General features: G+C 35.8%; 14 protein-coding genes and 1 pseudogene. 6 read left to right on the forward strand and 9 right to left on the reverse strand.

Features of this window, described 5'->3' with window-relative positions; translation table 11 throughout:
• The first annotated feature begins 156 nt into the window (after positions 1-156).
• Complete coding sequence (locus BMX24_RS16690; protein ID WP_089794785.1) at positions 157-1,314, forward strand: helix-turn-helix domain-containing protein; 1,158 nt, start codon at positions 157-159, stop codon at positions 1,312-1,314.
• A gap of 316 nt (positions 1,315-1,630) precedes the next feature.
• Here BMX24_RS16690 and BMX24_RS16695 read toward each other — a convergent pair whose 3' ends face one another.
• The 9 genes and pseudogenes from BMX24_RS16695 to BMX24_RS16735 form a co-directional block, all read right to left on the reverse strand.
• On the reverse strand, positions 1,631-2,632 hold the full coding sequence (locus BMX24_RS16695; protein WP_089794787.1) for an alpha/beta hydrolase: 1,002 nt from the start codon (positions 2,630-2,632) through the stop codon (positions 1,631-1,633).
• 147 nt (positions 2,633-2,779) lie between these two features.
• Complete coding sequence (locus tag BMX24_RS16700; protein WP_170835733.1) at positions 2,780-3,454, reverse strand: 3-keto-alpha-glucoside-1,2-lyase-like domain-containing protein; 675 nt, start codon at positions 3,452-3,454, stop codon at positions 2,780-2,782.
• Positions 3,455-3,496: 42 nt separating this feature from the next.
• A complete protein-coding gene (locus BMX24_RS16705) occupies positions 3,497-4,549 on the reverse strand; it encodes a hypothetical protein (RefSeq protein WP_089794790.1) in 1,053 nt (350 codons plus the stop codon).
• A 72-nt stretch (positions 4,550-4,621) separates the two neighbouring features.
• Positions 4,622-5,488, reverse strand: a complete 867-nt coding sequence (locus tag BMX24_RS16710) for a helix-turn-helix domain-containing protein (RefSeq protein ID WP_089794791.1) — start codon at positions 5,486-5,488, stop codon at positions 4,622-4,624.
• A gap of 400 nt (positions 5,489-5,888) precedes the next feature.
• Positions 5,889-7,022 carry a glycoside hydrolase family 43 protein gene (locus BMX24_RS16715; RefSeq protein ID WP_170835734.1) on the reverse strand — a complete coding sequence of 378 codons (1,134 nt, stop codon included), beginning with the start codon at positions 7,020-7,022 and terminating at the stop codon, positions 5,889-5,891.
• A 4-nt stretch (positions 7,023-7,026) separates the two neighbouring features.
• A complete protein-coding gene (locus BMX24_RS21375; RefSeq protein WP_317040898.1) occupies positions 7,027-7,995 on the reverse strand; it encodes a hypothetical protein in 969 nt (322 codons plus the stop codon).
• A 12-nt stretch (positions 7,996-8,007) separates the two neighbouring features.
• Positions 8,008-9,600 (reverse strand): annotated as a pseudogene (locus BMX24_RS16725) (glycosyl hydrolase 115 family protein); the annotation flags it as partial.
• 292 nt (positions 9,601-9,892) lie between these two features.
• Complete coding sequence (locus tag BMX24_RS16730) at positions 9,893-11,359, reverse strand: serine hydrolase (protein WP_089794800.1); 1,467 nt, start codon at positions 11,357-11,359, stop codon at positions 9,893-9,895.
• A gap of 72 nt (positions 11,360-11,431) precedes the next feature.
• Positions 11,432-12,238, reverse strand: a complete 807-nt coding sequence (locus BMX24_RS16735; protein ID WP_089794802.1) for a helix-turn-helix domain-containing protein — start codon at positions 12,236-12,238, stop codon at positions 11,432-11,434.
• A 468-nt stretch (positions 12,239-12,706) separates the two neighbouring features.
• On the opposite strand from BMX24_RS16735, the gene BMX24_RS16740 reads away from it, so the two are divergent.
• The 5 genes from BMX24_RS16740 to BMX24_RS16760 all read left to right on the forward strand — a co-directional run bounded on the left by BMX24_RS16740 (position 12,707) and on the right by BMX24_RS16760 (position 16,558).
• On the forward strand, positions 12,707-12,937 hold the full coding sequence (locus tag BMX24_RS16740; RefSeq protein ID WP_089794804.1) for a hypothetical protein: 231 nt from the start codon (positions 12,707-12,709) through the stop codon (positions 12,935-12,937).
• Between the two features lie 194 nt (positions 12,938-13,131).
• Entirely contained in the window at positions 13,132-14,103 is a 972-nt protein-coding gene (locus tag BMX24_RS16745; RefSeq protein WP_089794806.1) for a hypothetical protein, read from the forward strand.
• Between the two features lie 45 nt (positions 14,104-14,148).
• The gene (locus BMX24_RS16750; RefSeq protein WP_089794808.1) at positions 14,149-15,081 is read left to right on the forward strand and encodes a hypothetical protein; all 933 of its coding nucleotides are present in this window, start codon (positions 14,149-14,151) and stop codon (positions 15,079-15,081) included.
• A 3-nt stretch (positions 15,082-15,084) separates the two neighbouring features.
• Positions 15,085-16,056, forward strand: coding sequence for a hypothetical protein (locus BMX24_RS16755; protein WP_089794810.1), 972 nt, complete (start codon positions 15,085-15,087; stop codon positions 16,054-16,056).
• A 187-nt stretch (positions 16,057-16,243) separates the two neighbouring features.
• A complete protein-coding gene (locus BMX24_RS16760) occupies positions 16,244-16,558 on the forward strand; it encodes a serine hydrolase domain-containing protein (protein WP_170835735.1) in 315 nt (104 codons plus the stop codon).
• Positions 16,559-16,731: the final 173 nt, after the last annotated feature.

The following is a 16,731-nucleotide window of genomic DNA, read 5'->3' on the forward strand; positions in this document are numbered from 1 at the left end:
ACCATTAATTTTCAGCAATTTAAAATAATTAAATTATTTGTTATTTATTTATGAACCCAATATTAAATCGGAAATTCATTTTTTAATAGATAAATAATAGACTCCTGAATGATACAATGAAGATTTTGCATTTATTTTGTGGAAACATAAGGAAGGATGCAATATATAGTTATCATTGGGGCTTTTCAAGCGTTGGTGGCGCTTTGGCTTTTACAGTTCAGAGAGAGAAAATCACCCTCAAATTACTTGTTTATCTGTCTGCTTTCTGCGATTGCTGTTCATCTCATTATCAAGTTTGTTATTTTTAATTTTATTCCTGACAAAAGTATCAGACAGCAGATGAATACTTTTATTGGTGCGTCTTATGGCCCGTTGATCTATCTGTATGCTTTAAGTAAAACAAAAAAAGAATTTTCCGTTACGAGTAAATGGTATGCTTTTATTCCACTATTTATTTTGATGATCGGTTATTTGACGGTTTCCTGTGTATTTTTTGTACTCAATCATGTTGATCAGAAACTGCTTGACCTTTACAATGATTTCAGTTTGATCGTTCTTTTTACGGTTAACTTATACTATCCTTTAAAAAGCATTGTCATCATTAATAAAAATCAATTTAAAACCCTTGAAAAGACTGAATACAATGCAATTGCACGAATTTCTCACTGTATTCTTTTTATGGAATGCGGAGTGATAATTTCAAAAACATTGCTTTATCTTTATCCTGAAGAATCTCAGCTCATTAATATTTCGATAAGAACAGTAGCTTACTTTCTATTGCTGGTGATCTGTCTTATAATTGTGAGAAAAAGCCTTACAACGGAAATCAGCCATTTTCAGGAAATCAGTTCTCAACATAATTTCAAAATCCCTGTTAATCAATATTTTGATAAAGAAAAGCCATCATTAAATACAGTTGATTATGAAATAAAATTCAGTGAACTTTGGCAGAAAATGGATCAGTCTGTGAGGCAAAAACAGTTGTACAGAGACTGTGACCTGAATCTGGATCAATTGGCGTTAAAAACTGAGATCAACAAGTACCAAATAAGCGAAATGCTGAATGGGTACAAGCACAAGCCTTTTTATCGCTACATCAACGAATACCGAATTGAATATTTTAAAAATATGGTTGAAAAAGCCATCCAGGAAAATAGAAATATTAATTTTTTATCGTTTGCTTATGAAGCCGGATTTAAATCAAAATCTTCATTTAACCGTTATTTTAAGGACATAATCGGTAAAACCCCTTCTGAATATTATAAAAACTTAATTACTATAAACAAGCAACAGACTTTTGAAATCAATATTTAAAGTTGGAGACTTGTTATTTAATATCTGAAATTTGAGAAATTCTCTCTAAATCTTCAACCAAATATTTCGATATTTCTTCGTTTAGGGGTACAGAGGAAAAATAGCGCCAACAAAAGACAGTTGGTGCCATTTTAATTTTAATTGAATAAACATTAAAAACAGTATGATAATGCACAGTTTTCTAATCATTTTGTTACTTTTAAAAATTACCTATAACGTTTAGGCTTGACGAAAGCGGGTAATTGAAGTTGATATTTACACTAATGTATAAAAGCTTAATAAAATTTCTAACCTTGAACCCTGTACAAATCGCAACTTATTTTTGATGTAATATTTTACTCACCATTTCATTGATTGCGTTTTCAACTACTTTTGGGTTATCCTGATTGATATAATGACCACTATTGGGAACTAAAATTTGTTTGCTGTCTGTTGAAAGAAGTAAAAAATCTTTTTGCATTTTATCCCACGCACTGATCATTTCAAGTTTTAATTTTTTGTCTTGAATAGAAGAATCATAACGCTTTGGATCTGCAGCGGTCAGTACCAAAAGAGGGATATTACCGAAAGACTCTATTTTTTCAGCTTCTTTTTTGACAGAACTCATGTGATCCTGTTCTTCCAACACCGCATCTGCACTTTTATAAAGCAAAGCGGGCATGATGGAATTTTGATATTTATATTGTTTTTCAGCAGGAAACATACCTTTAAACATTAATCTTGCCAACCCAAAAGCATTGGCAAATTTCAAAAAACCACCTGGCAATCCCTGATTGACCATTTTGAACAGTTCCGGTGATAGATATTTTTTATCATCAGGACATTGACTATCCACCAATATTACGCCTGCAACATCTTGAGGATACTGATTGACGAAAAACCGGACAGGTGTTCCTCCAAACGAATGTCCAACCAGAATATAAGGCTTGGGTACGTTGGATTTTTCGAGCAGGAGATGCAGTTCTTCAGCCATCTTTTCACCTGATTTTGGATTCTGGCCACGTTCGCTCCATAATATTCCTGACCTGTCATATGAAAAACTGGTGTAAGAAATAGGTAACTTTTGTTGAATATGGTACCATTGCAGATGTCCGGCAGGATCGAATGCCGTTTCAAAAACAACAGTCGGCCCTCCATTTCCTTTTTTGTAATAATGCAACCGGTGATTGTCAACTTCCACAAAATTGCCGTCGGGTTTGATTTTTTCAGCATCATTCCGGGATATCCTTTCAAAGATAAATCCTGCAATAAGCAATAATATAACCAATGTAACTAAGCCTAATCCTATCCGTTTAATCCATTTAAAAAAAGCCTTCATATATATTTTGTTTTTTATTATCCCATATGTTTGGTATGGATTTTTAAAGAGATCATCTGCAAATGAGGTATTTTACAGCAGTGTACCTTCAGAGTTTTTGTATTGCGTAGCGGCATAAATATTTGTATAAAGTTTTATGCTACTGCATCATTTTGAAGGGTTAATTTTCAGATTTCGAAAATAGCCATCTGTTCCTACATCGACAAATAAGCCTACGCCGCCCGTCGCATCCGAGCCTTGTTTAAGGTCATTCACGATAAGGCAAGGGTATTTGTTCTTATTTAAAAAAAGCTTAGCCTGGCTGCCTTTCACTTCAATTTTTATGGTGATCCATTCATCCAGGCCCATATCAGCATACGACTCATATTTCTCTGGATCCTCTCTTCTAAGGCGGTCGTATTTAAAATTTGGGTAAGAAAAGTATTGAATCGAATGATTGCGCCTCACCTGATCTTCGGCTCTACCATTCGCTGGGCGTATATATATGGATTCAAATTTGGAATTCATGTCGTCAATCCTGAATGCCAATCCAATAAACCCACGGTCGCTGGGAGCAGCCGTAGGGAGCAGCCGGCTTAGAACTTCTACTTCGATACTGCCATTTTTGAATTTTGTATTCTTTATTTTAACAAATGTAGGTTCGTCCGCTTCTTTCACCGCACTGTCTTTTACGACCCTAACAACTTTTTTACCTTTCAGGTTTACCATTTGCATAGAAACTTTATGAGGTACAAGATTGCTTTTGTCCAAAATTATTTTTTGGCTGTATGCACTTTGTGAGACTAATAGGAAAAGAAATAAGATTGTTCTTAATTTTTTCATACTTGTTACTATTAATGAGTTTATGACTGTTATGATTACAACTTATCTTTTAAAAAGTCCGGCATTTAGATTCGAACCCAATGAACCTTCTGCCAATTGTAGGTAATTGCGTTTACTCTGATCTTTTTCAATGATCACGTTTCCGGTAGTCTGTACGTTTTTCATTTCCAGAAAATCGGTAGGAGTGGGAATACTGTCGCTCAACGGCCCGCTTCCGTATCCTGCCAGTTTATTATAATTCACAAAAATACAGTCAGAAGCCTTATACCGGCGTGCACTTCCTTTTTCCCTGATCCACACTGTGCTGGTGTTGGCGATAATGTTATGATGAAAGTCGAAGTCATCACCGTTGGTCCCTTGGGTAGTCCAGACCCCTGCAAAATAGCCGCCATAGACCAACGAATATTGCATAGCACTGCGAATACCGTTCTTTCCTTCATTTTTCCAGAAGACAACAGGAATTTTACAGTTGAAGAAAACACAATGGTCAATAACTAAACCATAGCCATTGGCGATCACTCCTACATGTAAAGGCAGTACATCTGCATTCCCGGCAAACAGACATTGTGTTACAAGCAGATCGTTCAGTTTTTTTCCGTCGCGCCAGATGGGGTATGAACGACGCAAATTATTGGCATCGAGATACGTATAATCGGGGCTGCCTGTAAACCGCAGACCTGCAATGGTAACGTGGCTTACCTCGGGTTGGATGCCTCTCGCTTCTTCTCCCCCCACACCAGGCTCAGGAGGTACAATGGTCATAACGACCGGCATTTTTTTCGGTGTCCAGTCTGCATCATCGGGCATCACTTCAGCACGGATCGTTAGACGGTTGGTAAAAGTATATTTATCATTGTTAAAAATGACTGTTTCGGTGATCAGGTGAGTACCTTCTGAAAGAATGATTGTTGTTTCTCCCTGATCTTTATTTAGATTAACGCGTCTGGCGGCTTCTGAAAGCGACTTCAGAGGTTGTGTATTTGTTCCCGAATTTATATCATTGCCGGTCAGGGGATTAACATATAATTGTTCTGCCTTTACACAAAACAGGTTCATTAGAAAAAATAGAAGACTAAATGTTACAGATTTTATCATTTCCCTTTTTTTGGCAAATTTAGGAACATTCGTATCTTACAAAATGGTCATTTTATAATCAAAATTGTCAATTCATATATTCTTTCGGTATTGCAAAGGTGTGGTATAGGTAAATTTTTTGAAAAAACGGTTAAAGTTGGAAGGATCTGAAAATCCAAATTCATAGCAGATCTCTTTTGCAGATTTATTCTGGTGCAACGCTTTCTTTATTTCTGAAATGAGTTTGTGATGAATCATTTGCTGTGCTGATAATCCGCTGAATTGCCTACAGATTTTATTAAGGAACCCAGAACTTACATTAAGCATTTTAGTATAGTCTTCAACGGTTTGATCTTCTAAAAATTTCTTTTCCAGTAAAGAGCGGAATCTGTAGAAGTCTGCATGGATGTAAGTGTCCCGCTGAACGTTATATATCCGAGCATAATAGCGGTTGAGAATGATAAGTAACTGATAAAGTACTGACCGGATCAAATGATTGCTGTCATTCTGAATTTGTCTGAACTCCCGTTCTATTTCCCGTAAAAGCTCAAGGCATTTTCCAAATGACGCTTGATCGATCTTTATATCAGCGGGATGAGAATACTGATGAAAGTATTGAAACCGGTACAGAAACAGCTCATCTGAAAAGAAGAGGTGAAGAAAATCTTTTTCAAAGAACAGCGTATAGCCTTTTATCTTTTCTTCAATTTCCCAGCGGCGAACCTGCCCGGGACTGATAAAAATGATGGTTCCGGGAGTTATAGACATTATCGTTCCATTCAGTGAAAGTGTTCCCGATCCTTCTTCGATGAAAACAATTTCGTAAAAACTGAGCTGATGTACAGTGCGGTCCAGTACATAATTCTTCAATGTTTCAATACGTCCAAGATCCAACAATAATTCCGCCCCGTATTTATGTGGCAGAAAATGATACGTTTTAATTTGAGCGGCTGTTACCATCTTTGAAAATTTTTACAATAGAACGCTTGTGTTAAAAATACAAACTTTTGTTTAGCTCAAAGATAGGTGATTATATGCTTAACTGTACCAGTAGAATCCTTATCTAAATTATGAGTTTTAATATTAAATATAAAATAAACTAACCTCAACAAACTCTCTTTACAGATTCCAAGCTCCTCGGCTACTGAAGAAACATTACCTCTTTTCTCACTTAATGAAACTGCTTAAATCTTAAATTGACTCCGTCGAATCTTCGATTTCTAAATTGTAATTTTTTCTAACTTTTTTCATAACATTAAAGTTAAAGAGTATAAGAATCCTGTCCTAACAAAGGTAGCAACTCCAGAAAATTAAAAAAATAAAAGTTAGAAAAAATCTCACATTTTGTTTGTATACTACTCTACTTTTTGGACTCCCGATATTTAATGATTTGTTCTGTCCAGGTTGGCCCATCGATGTAAAACATTCCGTCTTTGTAATGTACGGGTTCGATTCCCATTTGCGGACCAAGCTCCCAAGGCTGAAAAGTCTGGCTGTACGGGTATGGTCTTTTTTCGTACATAAAATAATGACAGGAATTCCATAGATTTCCGTCAGGACCGATGAACAAAGCATTATGACCTGTTTCCTGATACGGATCCTCTGTATCGGTAAAAAACAGATTTTCGTAGCCATTTTCTTTTGCCATCTCAATTCTATAGCCTTTTTTCCTTGTTCCGAAAATTGGTTCAGGTGATGCCAGTTCCCAAGGCCCGAGAGGTGATTTTGATTTTAATAATCCTACTTCATAACCTCTTGTCCAGGTGGAGAAAAACATAAAATACGTTCCTTCTTTTTTAATAACGAAAGGTCCTTCGATTCCGCCAACCATCCATTCCGGCCAGCCAGGCTGTTTTTTATCCAAAAACTTTTGAATAGGCGTTGTTAACTTTCCTGTTTTTAAATCAATTTTAGCCTGAAAAAGTCCATTCCCGCTGCAGTATAAATAAACCTGACCATCTTCGTCTTCAAATAAAGTGGAATCATTATTATATTGTGGTGTCAAAGGACCATTGACCAATTTATACGGCCCCGTCACTTTATCTGCCGAAAATAACCAGATGCTGTGCGTCGCCATTCCTTTCGGATCTTCTTTGGTAACCTTCCCGCTATTTACAGTAAGCCAGTATTTTCCTTGAATAAAATGAATTTCAGGAGCCCAGAATCTTCCGTTGTAAGGGGTGTCTTTCGGCAGCTTTTTGGCGTCAATGATAAAAGAATGCTGTTTCCAGTTGATCAAATCTTTTGAAACCAACATTCGGACACCCGGATTAGAGCCAGTCCAGACAGGATTTGAAGTTCCCACACAATACCACATATCATCTACTTTAATAATAAAATGATCCCGCATTGAAATGGCAGAATCTCTGGTGATAGGATTGGTATATCGAAATTCTTTCTGTAATGAAATTTTGCTTTTTTCAACTTGAGCAAAACCATTATTCAAAGCAAAAATGAATAATGAAAACGTTAGAATATTTTTAAAAATCTTCATAATTTTATCTTTTATATGGACTTTCATTCATTTTTAAATATGTTTCTTCGTAGCCTCCGTTGTCGATGACTATTTTATACAGTACAACTCCCGGATCTAGCGGTTCAACTGTTAAAATCTGTAGGCTATTTTTATTCGGAGGAAGTGTAAATGTTTCAACTTTTTCTACCAATCTCGCCGCAGCTGCAGGGTACATTTTGGTATAATTATTCGCCCAGGTTAAATCCTGATTGATACCGATGGTTTTTGGGTCGTTTTTATCAAAATAAGCTTTAACGCTGTGTCCTCCTTTTTTGAACGGAAGCGTAGAATCAAAGAAGAAATGTACTTTTACAGTGGAAGGATTATTTTTTAATTTAAACTGATAACTAATAGCTGATCCGTTTGTTTTTTCGGTATAAGGCATTAAGGAAATTCCGGAAAGTGTTCTTCCCAAATCCGGAATAACCGTCCATTTTGTATTGGCAGGAGCTTTAACATCAAAGAAATGTTCAGCTTCCATAGTCACTACGCCATTCTTCTCTTCAAAAATATACCCTCCGGTTTTTGCTTCTGCAGGAGTGATTCTGTAAACGGTTGGCTTAATGTTTCCTTCTTTGGGTTCGTCCCAGGATTTGTAGCCGATGTGCGTCTGATCCATCATATGATTCCATTTTCCTCCGGAGATATTCAGGTTGTAATCTTTGGTGTATTCGGCATCTCTGGTGAAACATTCATCGGCATAATCTGCCCAGTAATTTGCTTTCTGATCTTTTTCTTCTGCCAATTTATGATTCATTGCAACGGCGTAATACATGTCGTAGAGATTGGCCATTGCACGAACCGGATGTAAAATAATCTGTTTGTACGTATCTTGGTAGGTCTTATCCAAAATCATAAACTGTCTCAAAGCCCTCGTCTCCAAAGCCAGATAAGCATCTCTTACTTGCAAAAACTCCCCACTTTGAAGATTATATGTTTTGTGATTCATCATTTCCGCGGAAACTCTTGAATTATATTTACAATACAGGTTGATGATTTCTGCAATTTCTTTGGCATTATTTTTTCCAAATTGATCTTCTGCAAATTTCACCGAGTAATAATCCAGGTTTTCCTGTGTAAAAGAAGTTGGATTCCACGCCATATTCAGGAAGAAATCCATTGGATATTCATTTGGTTTTAGATCTCCGACATTCAAGATCCAGATTTTATCTACTCCATAACTGTAAGTCAGCTGCAGCTGTTCCCACATGTGCGGAATCTACGCCATATTCAGCCATTGGTAGGCTCTTGGCGCGCCATGTAAATCAACGTGGTAGTACATTCCGTAACCTCCAGGATGTTTTCTGCCATTGAGGTAAGGCAATCGGCGCACATTTCCCCAATTGTCGTCACAAAGTAGAATCGTCATATCGTCCGGAACTTTCATTCCCTGATCGTAGTAATCTAAAACTTCACTGTATAAAGCCCAAAGCTGAGGTGTTTCTTTAGCCTGTTTTTTTGTTACTTTCTGAATAATTTTTCTCTGGTCAAGCATAATTTGCTCCAATAATTTGAAATTGGCTTCCGCACTTCCCAGGTCGCTCATCGGTTCGTCGCCGTCTCCACGCATTCCCATTGTCACAAGATTATCATAATTTTTGTTCCGGCTGAATCCTTCTTCCCAAAATTTCAGGAGACCTTCTTTATTGGTGTGGTAATTCCATTCACCGTTTCCGTATTCTTTTCTATGATTTCCCCATTCTTTCTGAGCCCGCATCATCGGCTCGTGGTGAGAAGTCCCCATGACGATTCCGTATTCATCGGCAACTTTCGGATTAAGCGGATCATCTTCGTTAAAGGCTTTCCCCCACATTGCAGGCCACAAATAATTGGCTCTGAGACGAAGGAGAAGCTCAAACATGTGTGAATACATTTTGCTGTTGATGCCTCCGAATTTGGTTCTTGCCCAGGTTCCGAAAGCAGGTTCTTCATCATTAATGAAAATACCGCGATACTTTACTTTAGGCTCACCTGAAGCATAATACCCAGGAACAACATACGCCGAAGAACGTTTCTGAACAGGGACATCATTCCAATAGTGCCATGGAGAAACGCCTAATTGTTTTGATAATTCATAGATTCCGTAAATCGTTCCTCTCCTGTCGCTTCCTGCGATAATGAGTTGTTGTTTTTTAGATTTAGATTTTATGTTTTCCTCAGTGGTAATCACGAAACTTTCCCATTTGCCTTTTAAATCTTTAGCATTGATCTTTTTGGAGGAAATAAGTTTGTCAATCAATTTATTTGTTCCTATAGTCCCGATAATGATTTCAAATTCTCCGGAAATTTCTGAGGTTGAAAGATCGGGTAATTTTCCTGTCACTTTCTGAATGTCAGACTGCAAATCTTTCACTGCACGAATGACCGCAACATTTTCAGATTTATCATAAAATAAATTTGCTGTTTTCCCATCAGATGAAACAATCGGAAAACCGTTGTCATTTGAAATAATATTCTCTGTGAGTCCAGATGTTTGCTGGGCAAAGACGTTTCCGTTTTGCCACAAACAGAATATAAAGTATAAATGAAAAATTTTATATAAAGTTTTTCTTAGCATATTATTTTTTTATTACTTGTATTATTTACACTTATTAATTTAGAGAAAAAAATAATATCTAACGAAACTATTTTTTTTACTCACAAATATAAATTTACAGCGTCTTTTAATGTAATATACATTAATCTAATATTTTTATCAATATCTCTTTTATACGCGTTATATGTATATTAAAGACACCATTAAGACGAAGGTGAAGTTTACACTGAAGTAATTTTACTTAATTTATATTTCTAAATGAATGCCCGTATTTTATTCAGGCATTTTCTATTTATGCTTTGACTTAAAAATATTAATTAATTTTGTCAATACTAGTTTTAATTTTCAGCATTTCATATTTTGATAAAGCGTCCTTGTCATCAGGTTCTTTTTCAATATAAATTTTTAAAAACTCAATAGCTTTTTCTTTTTGGTTTGAAATTCTGTATGCCTCACTCATATTGTAATAGCCGTAAGAAGAGTCTGGAAAATTGTTGATGTTTAACTTAAATAAATCTATCGCCTGATTATATTTTTTCTCAAATAATAATTTATACCCATATCTCTCAATAAGATTTTCTTTAAGCGGGTATTTTTTTGAGCTGTTTTTAATTTTCATCATGGCAGCCTCATATCCTTTGTTACAGACTTCTTTAATGACATCTTTGGTGTAAAAAAAGCTTTCAATAGCTGGTGTGGAACCTCCTATTTCTCTTTTGACGAGGTTACTTATTTCCCAGTAATTTTCAACTTCTCCATTGGTAAGAATTACTACAGTATACCCTAAATCCGGAAAAATCATCAATTCGTTCGCAATCCCGAAATGTCCGCCGGTATGCCCAATGATACGATGTCCGTTTATTTTGTTTTCTATAATTCCATAGCTGTACATTCCTTCTCTGTACTTCACTTTGCCGGAAGTATAAAGTTCTGTGTTTTTTTTGTTTAATAAAATATTATTCTGCAAAGCATTGGCAAATTTCAATAAATCATCAGCCGTAGCGTAGCCACCACCGGCAGGAGTTCCTTTTACCACATTCGAGAAAATATTGTTCTTCCATTGGCCCGGTTTTTCCAGTGACATTGTATATCCAGTAGCCAAATTCGGGATTGCTTCATCCAGCTCGTAAGCGTCTGTGTCCATCATTTTGGTAGGTTTATAGATATTTTCTTTTACAAAATCAAAGTAGCTTTTACCTGTTATTTTTTCAATAATCAACCCTAAAACCATATACCCGGAATTGCTGTACAGGAAATCCGAACCGGGAGCAAAAGCGAGTTTCTGATTTACAAATAACGGAAGATAATCTTCTACAGTCTTGAATTTTTCTTTCGCTAATTTGTCGTGTTCTGCCCAGAAATTTCCCATTCCGGAAGTGTGGGTTAACAACTGATGTATCGTTACCGAATCAGCAACCGGTTTATTGGGATAATCGGTGAGATATTTCCCTACTTTATCCTGAAGTGAAATTTTTCCAGCTTCAGCCAACTGCATTATAACCATAGCCGTGAACATTTTATTCATTGAAGCCAAGTTGAATTTTGTATCTGTTTTATTACGAATACTGTCCGCCAGATTGGCAAACCCGAAAGCTTCTTTATAGATTGACTGCCCGTTTTTCGCAATAAGAACAACCCCGCTCAGATAATTCTCTTTTTCGAGTATTTTTAACTGTTGGTTAATTTTATTAATGTCAGGTTTTTGTGCCCATACAAATTGAATATGTATCAGGCAAAATAAAAGAATAAGAGTTGATAATTTGGTTTTATAGTGTTCCATTTCAACGTTTTTTTTAACGGATAAACAAAATTAGTCTCTGTTTATACACAAACATTGTAAAAATGTAAACCATTATTGAAAAAGCCAGAGATTACTTAGTTTTGTATCGACGCTTTTAAAGAATAAAGTGGGATTGATTCTCGTTAAATCTTTAAAATCTTTATTAAAATGCGGCTGGTCAAAAAACGATCCGTTATTTGAAAGTTCAATAAACTTTTCATTAGACTTATACTTTTCGATAATACCTTTAAAACGATGGATTTTCCTGTAATCGGAAGGAGATTTTCCGATATTTTTATAAAACATTTTATGAAAATACTGCCGCGATATATTCAATTTATCTGCAATATCACCGATTTTAGTGCCGTTTTTAATTTCATTTAAAACATCTTCTATAATTTCAAAATCTTTGTTCCGGAATTTTGATAACCAATAATTTTCCAATGCTGAACTTTGGTTTTCTTTATTTTCAATGCTCAGAATCCTTTCCATTTCATTCAAATAATCGGGATGTGGCTGGAAATCCGGGACATTGTCTTTACCGATTTCAAACGAAATATCATCAGAAAAATGTAAAATACCCAACGGCTTGAAATACATAGTGATCTCGTTCACTGGTTTTTCATAAAAAATCTCAACGGGAAAAGAAATATTGTAGTAAAAATTTGAATCAATCTTTTTGCTGTCAGATGGAAGCACAGAGATTTTGTTGTTCTCTGAGATGACTGTGGCGTTTTTACAGACGGTTACAACAGAGTTATTGCTGGGGAAAGTCCAGTATTTATTTGACTTAAGGGAGTCTTTTTCTGATATAAAATAATACCCTTCAATATATTTTTTCAGAATTTCGTTTTTGGGTTTGAAAAATTGAACTTCCATTTTTATATTGAATATAATTTACAATTTAAGTAAATAATTATTTAGCTAAAATAAAAAAGAATCAGCACATTACCGATTCTTCGCTTTATATAATCTTTAGAATAATTAAACGCAACTATATATTTGAATGTACCAACCCAAAAAATAGAATTTTATTTGTTTTTATAACATATCTAGTTTACTTGTATAAGAGTGGCAGAATTGACATTTTTATAAAAATATGATCTGGTACATTCAAGTATATTATCACCTTGAATTTTATCTCCATTTGTCTTACACTGCAGCACACTTCATTGCAATTTATTCAATTGGAAATCAACACACTATTATGTGCAGTGCAAATGCAGTGCATGCTTTTTTTGCCTGATGATTACTTTTGTGAATCAGTTTCATAAAAAATAAATTTTACATGAATATTTTACATGAAACCGAAAAGAAAACATAAACACACAAAAAAATTATTTTACAATGAAAAAAAAAATGACTGTCCCTTCAGAGGGTATTTCTTTTACTCTTATTCATACCCAAAACGTAAAAGTAGGAATTGATACAATTCAGCCCGGATCAGCTTTAGATGTGATTGAAACAACTAAAGATGTATCTATAAAGGCTTCACTTTTAAATATTCTTAAATTTCTGATTTTACCTTCCGAATTTTTGAAACAATCGAAGAATTCTATTTGTTTATTATCGAATTAAATTAAAAATCAAAAGTTTTTAAAGAGTAGAAAAATAAATACACTTTAAAAGTCACTTGATTTAGTCCCTCAATTTATTGATGATAATAGTCTTGAACGGTTCTATTACACAGCTGATGAACAAAGGTATAATTCATATACTCTTATGAATTATACCAATTTTTAATCTAAAATAACCCTATAAAATATACTGACATGAAAACTTTATCTTTATTAGTTTTAACATTTTTTTTCAGTGTTTCTTATTCTCAGACCGGAAATGTGGGTATCAATACTATCAATCCGGGAAGTTCTCTCACGATTAACGGTTCCATTGCAGGACAATACAAGAATGTACAGACTTCGATGGCACTTGGAGTAAATGATTTTTATATGGCATACAGCGGATCTTCTGACGGAATATTCACCTTACCAGCCGCTGTGGCTGCAACTCCCGCCTCGGGAAATATCCTCGGAAGAATTTATTATATAAAAAATGTAGGTACAGGCCGGCTTACCATCTCGGCAAGCGGATCTGAACTCATCGACAATCAATCTGGAGCAGGTGTCTCAAGTGTGACCCTTACACCAGGAGGATATACCATGTTCATAAGTAAAGGAACTCTTACAGGAACAACGTGGGAAGTAGCACTATTACTCAATAAAACAACGCCTACTATTGCTGCTTTGGGAGCAACTAATCCCGTTACGTTCACTGGTACGGCTTTTACAGATTTTAATAACAGTATTCCTCAAATCATTCCTTTTTCATCAGGTGACGTCATTGTAAACCAGGGTGGTTCTGCGACGTGGAATGATGGCAGTGACTATTGGCAGATCATCGAATCAGGAGTTTATAAAATAGAAGGTTATTCTTATTTCAGAAGCGGAACAGCAGTTTCAGGAACAGATCCGTTCACCGGGATCAATCTTAATATTACTAAAAACGGAACTGCATTAAGTGACATTATTGGCGGAAACAGGGCAAATCTTGATAATCAGACAGCTTCCCAGGGCAGCTCACCGATCAATGTCAGCTGTATTGTTCATCTTAACGCAGGAGATAGGGTGTATCTGACCATGAACTGGGGAGCATATAATAAGCCGACCACCAATGTATCTATTCTGGCACCCAACTCTTTAAAGGAAAACAGAAATTTTTCTTTACAACAATTATCTACACCGTAAGTCTTTTAAACACACTCTTACCTAAAACAACGTAAATACCTTACAATGAAAAAACAATTTATAAAAACCATTTGTTTCTTAGTATCATCCTTTTCTTTTGCCCAAATAGGCATCAATGAAATAAATCCCTCTGCAACACTTGACATTAAATCCAAGGGAAATACAGGCTCAACAAAAGCCCTTGAAATTAATAATTCATCCGGCACAGAAATGTTCACCGTCTTAGATAACGGAAATGTAGGAATAAATGTAGCTGCTCCCGCAGCAAAGCTGCATACCAATGGGCAAATACGCTATGAAAACCTTCCTCAGTTTACAGGGAGTGTCTCTCCACTCGCAATAGACGCAAATGGATATGTGGGAACCTACATTCCTACTGCAGCCTATTCATATATAACAATAAATGCAGCACAGACGCTGAGCAATTTTTCTCTATACAGCAACAGTATTTTTTACAGCATACCTTTTACCACTACCGGAATTACAGATAATGCTCTGGCAGTTACTGCCGGACAAGATGCTTCAGCTACTTTGACACGTACTTCAGGGGCAACAGCTTCGGCGGCCCAGGTAGCTTACATCACCATTCCAAATCCCGGTATCTACAAATTAAATCTAAACTACTATACAAGCTGTACGGGAACGAGATCTTCAAGCTCCGGAGGTGCTAATCTTTTAGGAATAGGCACCGGAATCTATCTTGCGTCTTCCGGAAACACAAACTATCAGGAATTAACGACAATAAGGCACAATGCATTTCCCTTACGTCAGGACACCGGAGCTTTGATAACGACAGCAGCATATAACTACCCGTTTGCCCATAATATTTTTTCAGTTATACAAACTACCTCGGCCAATCAGAAGGTTGCCTTTTTTGTAAACTGGGGAACCGGCGACCAGTTCAATACAAATGTCTGCAGTCTTTCGGCGCCGAGCGGAATTGATAAAAGAGTTACATTAATCATTTCAAAGTTATAAGACATGAAAAAATTACTTACAATCATCTTTTTAGCAGTTTTTTCTGTTGCTTTTGGGCAGAATACCGGCCTTAATACGGCAAACCCATCTGCCATGCTTGATATTGTCTCAAAAGGAAATACGGCTGCCACTAATGCTTTAAACATTAATAACTCAGCTGCAGCCCGACTATTAAGAATGACGGATCAGGGGCATTTAGGAATTAATACAAATTCTCCGACTGCAGTACTTCATGTCAATTCATCAGGAACTGCTAATGTAAAACATGACAATCTTCCTGTTCTCGATGCTACAGGCTTTACCCCGCCATTCAACACTTTTGGAGTCAATTCGGATGGAAATGGTGTAAATTTGGGAGGCACAGTGAAATATTTGTACTATCAAAATGGAGATATTTATCCCCCTACATACAATGCAACAACGAATACGGGAGGTTTTTCACTGTACACAACTAACCAATATACCAATCTATCCATTAAAAATGATGCTGGTCTTAAAGGAAACACCATTGGTTTTACATTCGGAACCGATGCGTCAGCCACGATAAACGGGCAATCCGCAAACAATGTAAACTATATTATTATTCCGGAACCGGGTGTTTATCTTTTTGAGTTTTATGGAACAGCAAGATGCAACAGGTATAACAATACCCAAAATTACACCTTCACGGGGCAAATGCAGGTCAATACAATATTTGCAACGGCTTCAGGAACCTCATACAGCACAAATACTATTTTCCGCGGACTCATGAGCGGCATGAGAAGTGATAACGGAAGCACCCATGTAAATACGTATAGTATTGCCAATCCGCAAACTCTTACAGTTGCTTTGCCTACAACCCAGCCGAATCAAAAGATAGCTTTATTTTTCCAATATGAAAGTGGAGAGACCAATCAATTTACCAACAATGAGTGCTATTTTAATGTTCCGGCAGGAGCAAATTTCAGCTATTATTTTATTGTAACTAAAATATAATATATATTAATTTTCTACGATATATTGAAGTTTTAAAAGTTATTATCTTGTAAGATAGCTATTTCAAACATTTTTACCGTTTATTTGTATCACACTCACCTAATAAATTACAATGAAAATTAATGTGTTTTCAGTATTACCAATAATATCGGCAGGGCTGCTTCTCTCCTGCTCCACTACAAAAGATATGATAAAACATGAAAATGTAGAGCCTCTATATCTTGAAATCAACAAAATGGCTCAGGAACTTACTGCAGCTCACAATGTTCCCGGTGTAGCAGTAGCTCTGATTAAAAATGGTGATATTTCATTGATACAATCGATAGGATATGCTGATGTAGCAAGTAAGAAACGAGTGACACCACACATCATTTTCAATGTAGGCTCTGTTTCCAAGGTTGTTTCCGCATGGGGTTTTATGCAGCTTATAGAAAAAGGAGAATTGTCATTAGATAGCCCTGTATGCTTTTTGGGTAATATTCAATGTCTTTGTTCTTTCTAGTGAACCATTTGTAAATGCTTCCTTCACCACAATCAACTGTTTTACTTGCTGTCCTTCAAAAGCCAAAAGGAAGAACAAAAGATTTCATTATTTTTTGAGTAGCTCCAACGAAGTGTATATCATTATTAGACTTATAATGATTTTCATTAAAAAAACCTCATATTACTATACAA

This window comes from Chryseobacterium wanjuense (assembly GCF_900111495.1).
Lineage (GTDB): Bacteria > Bacteroidota > Bacteroidia > Flavobacteriales > Weeksellaceae > Chryseobacterium > Chryseobacterium wanjuense.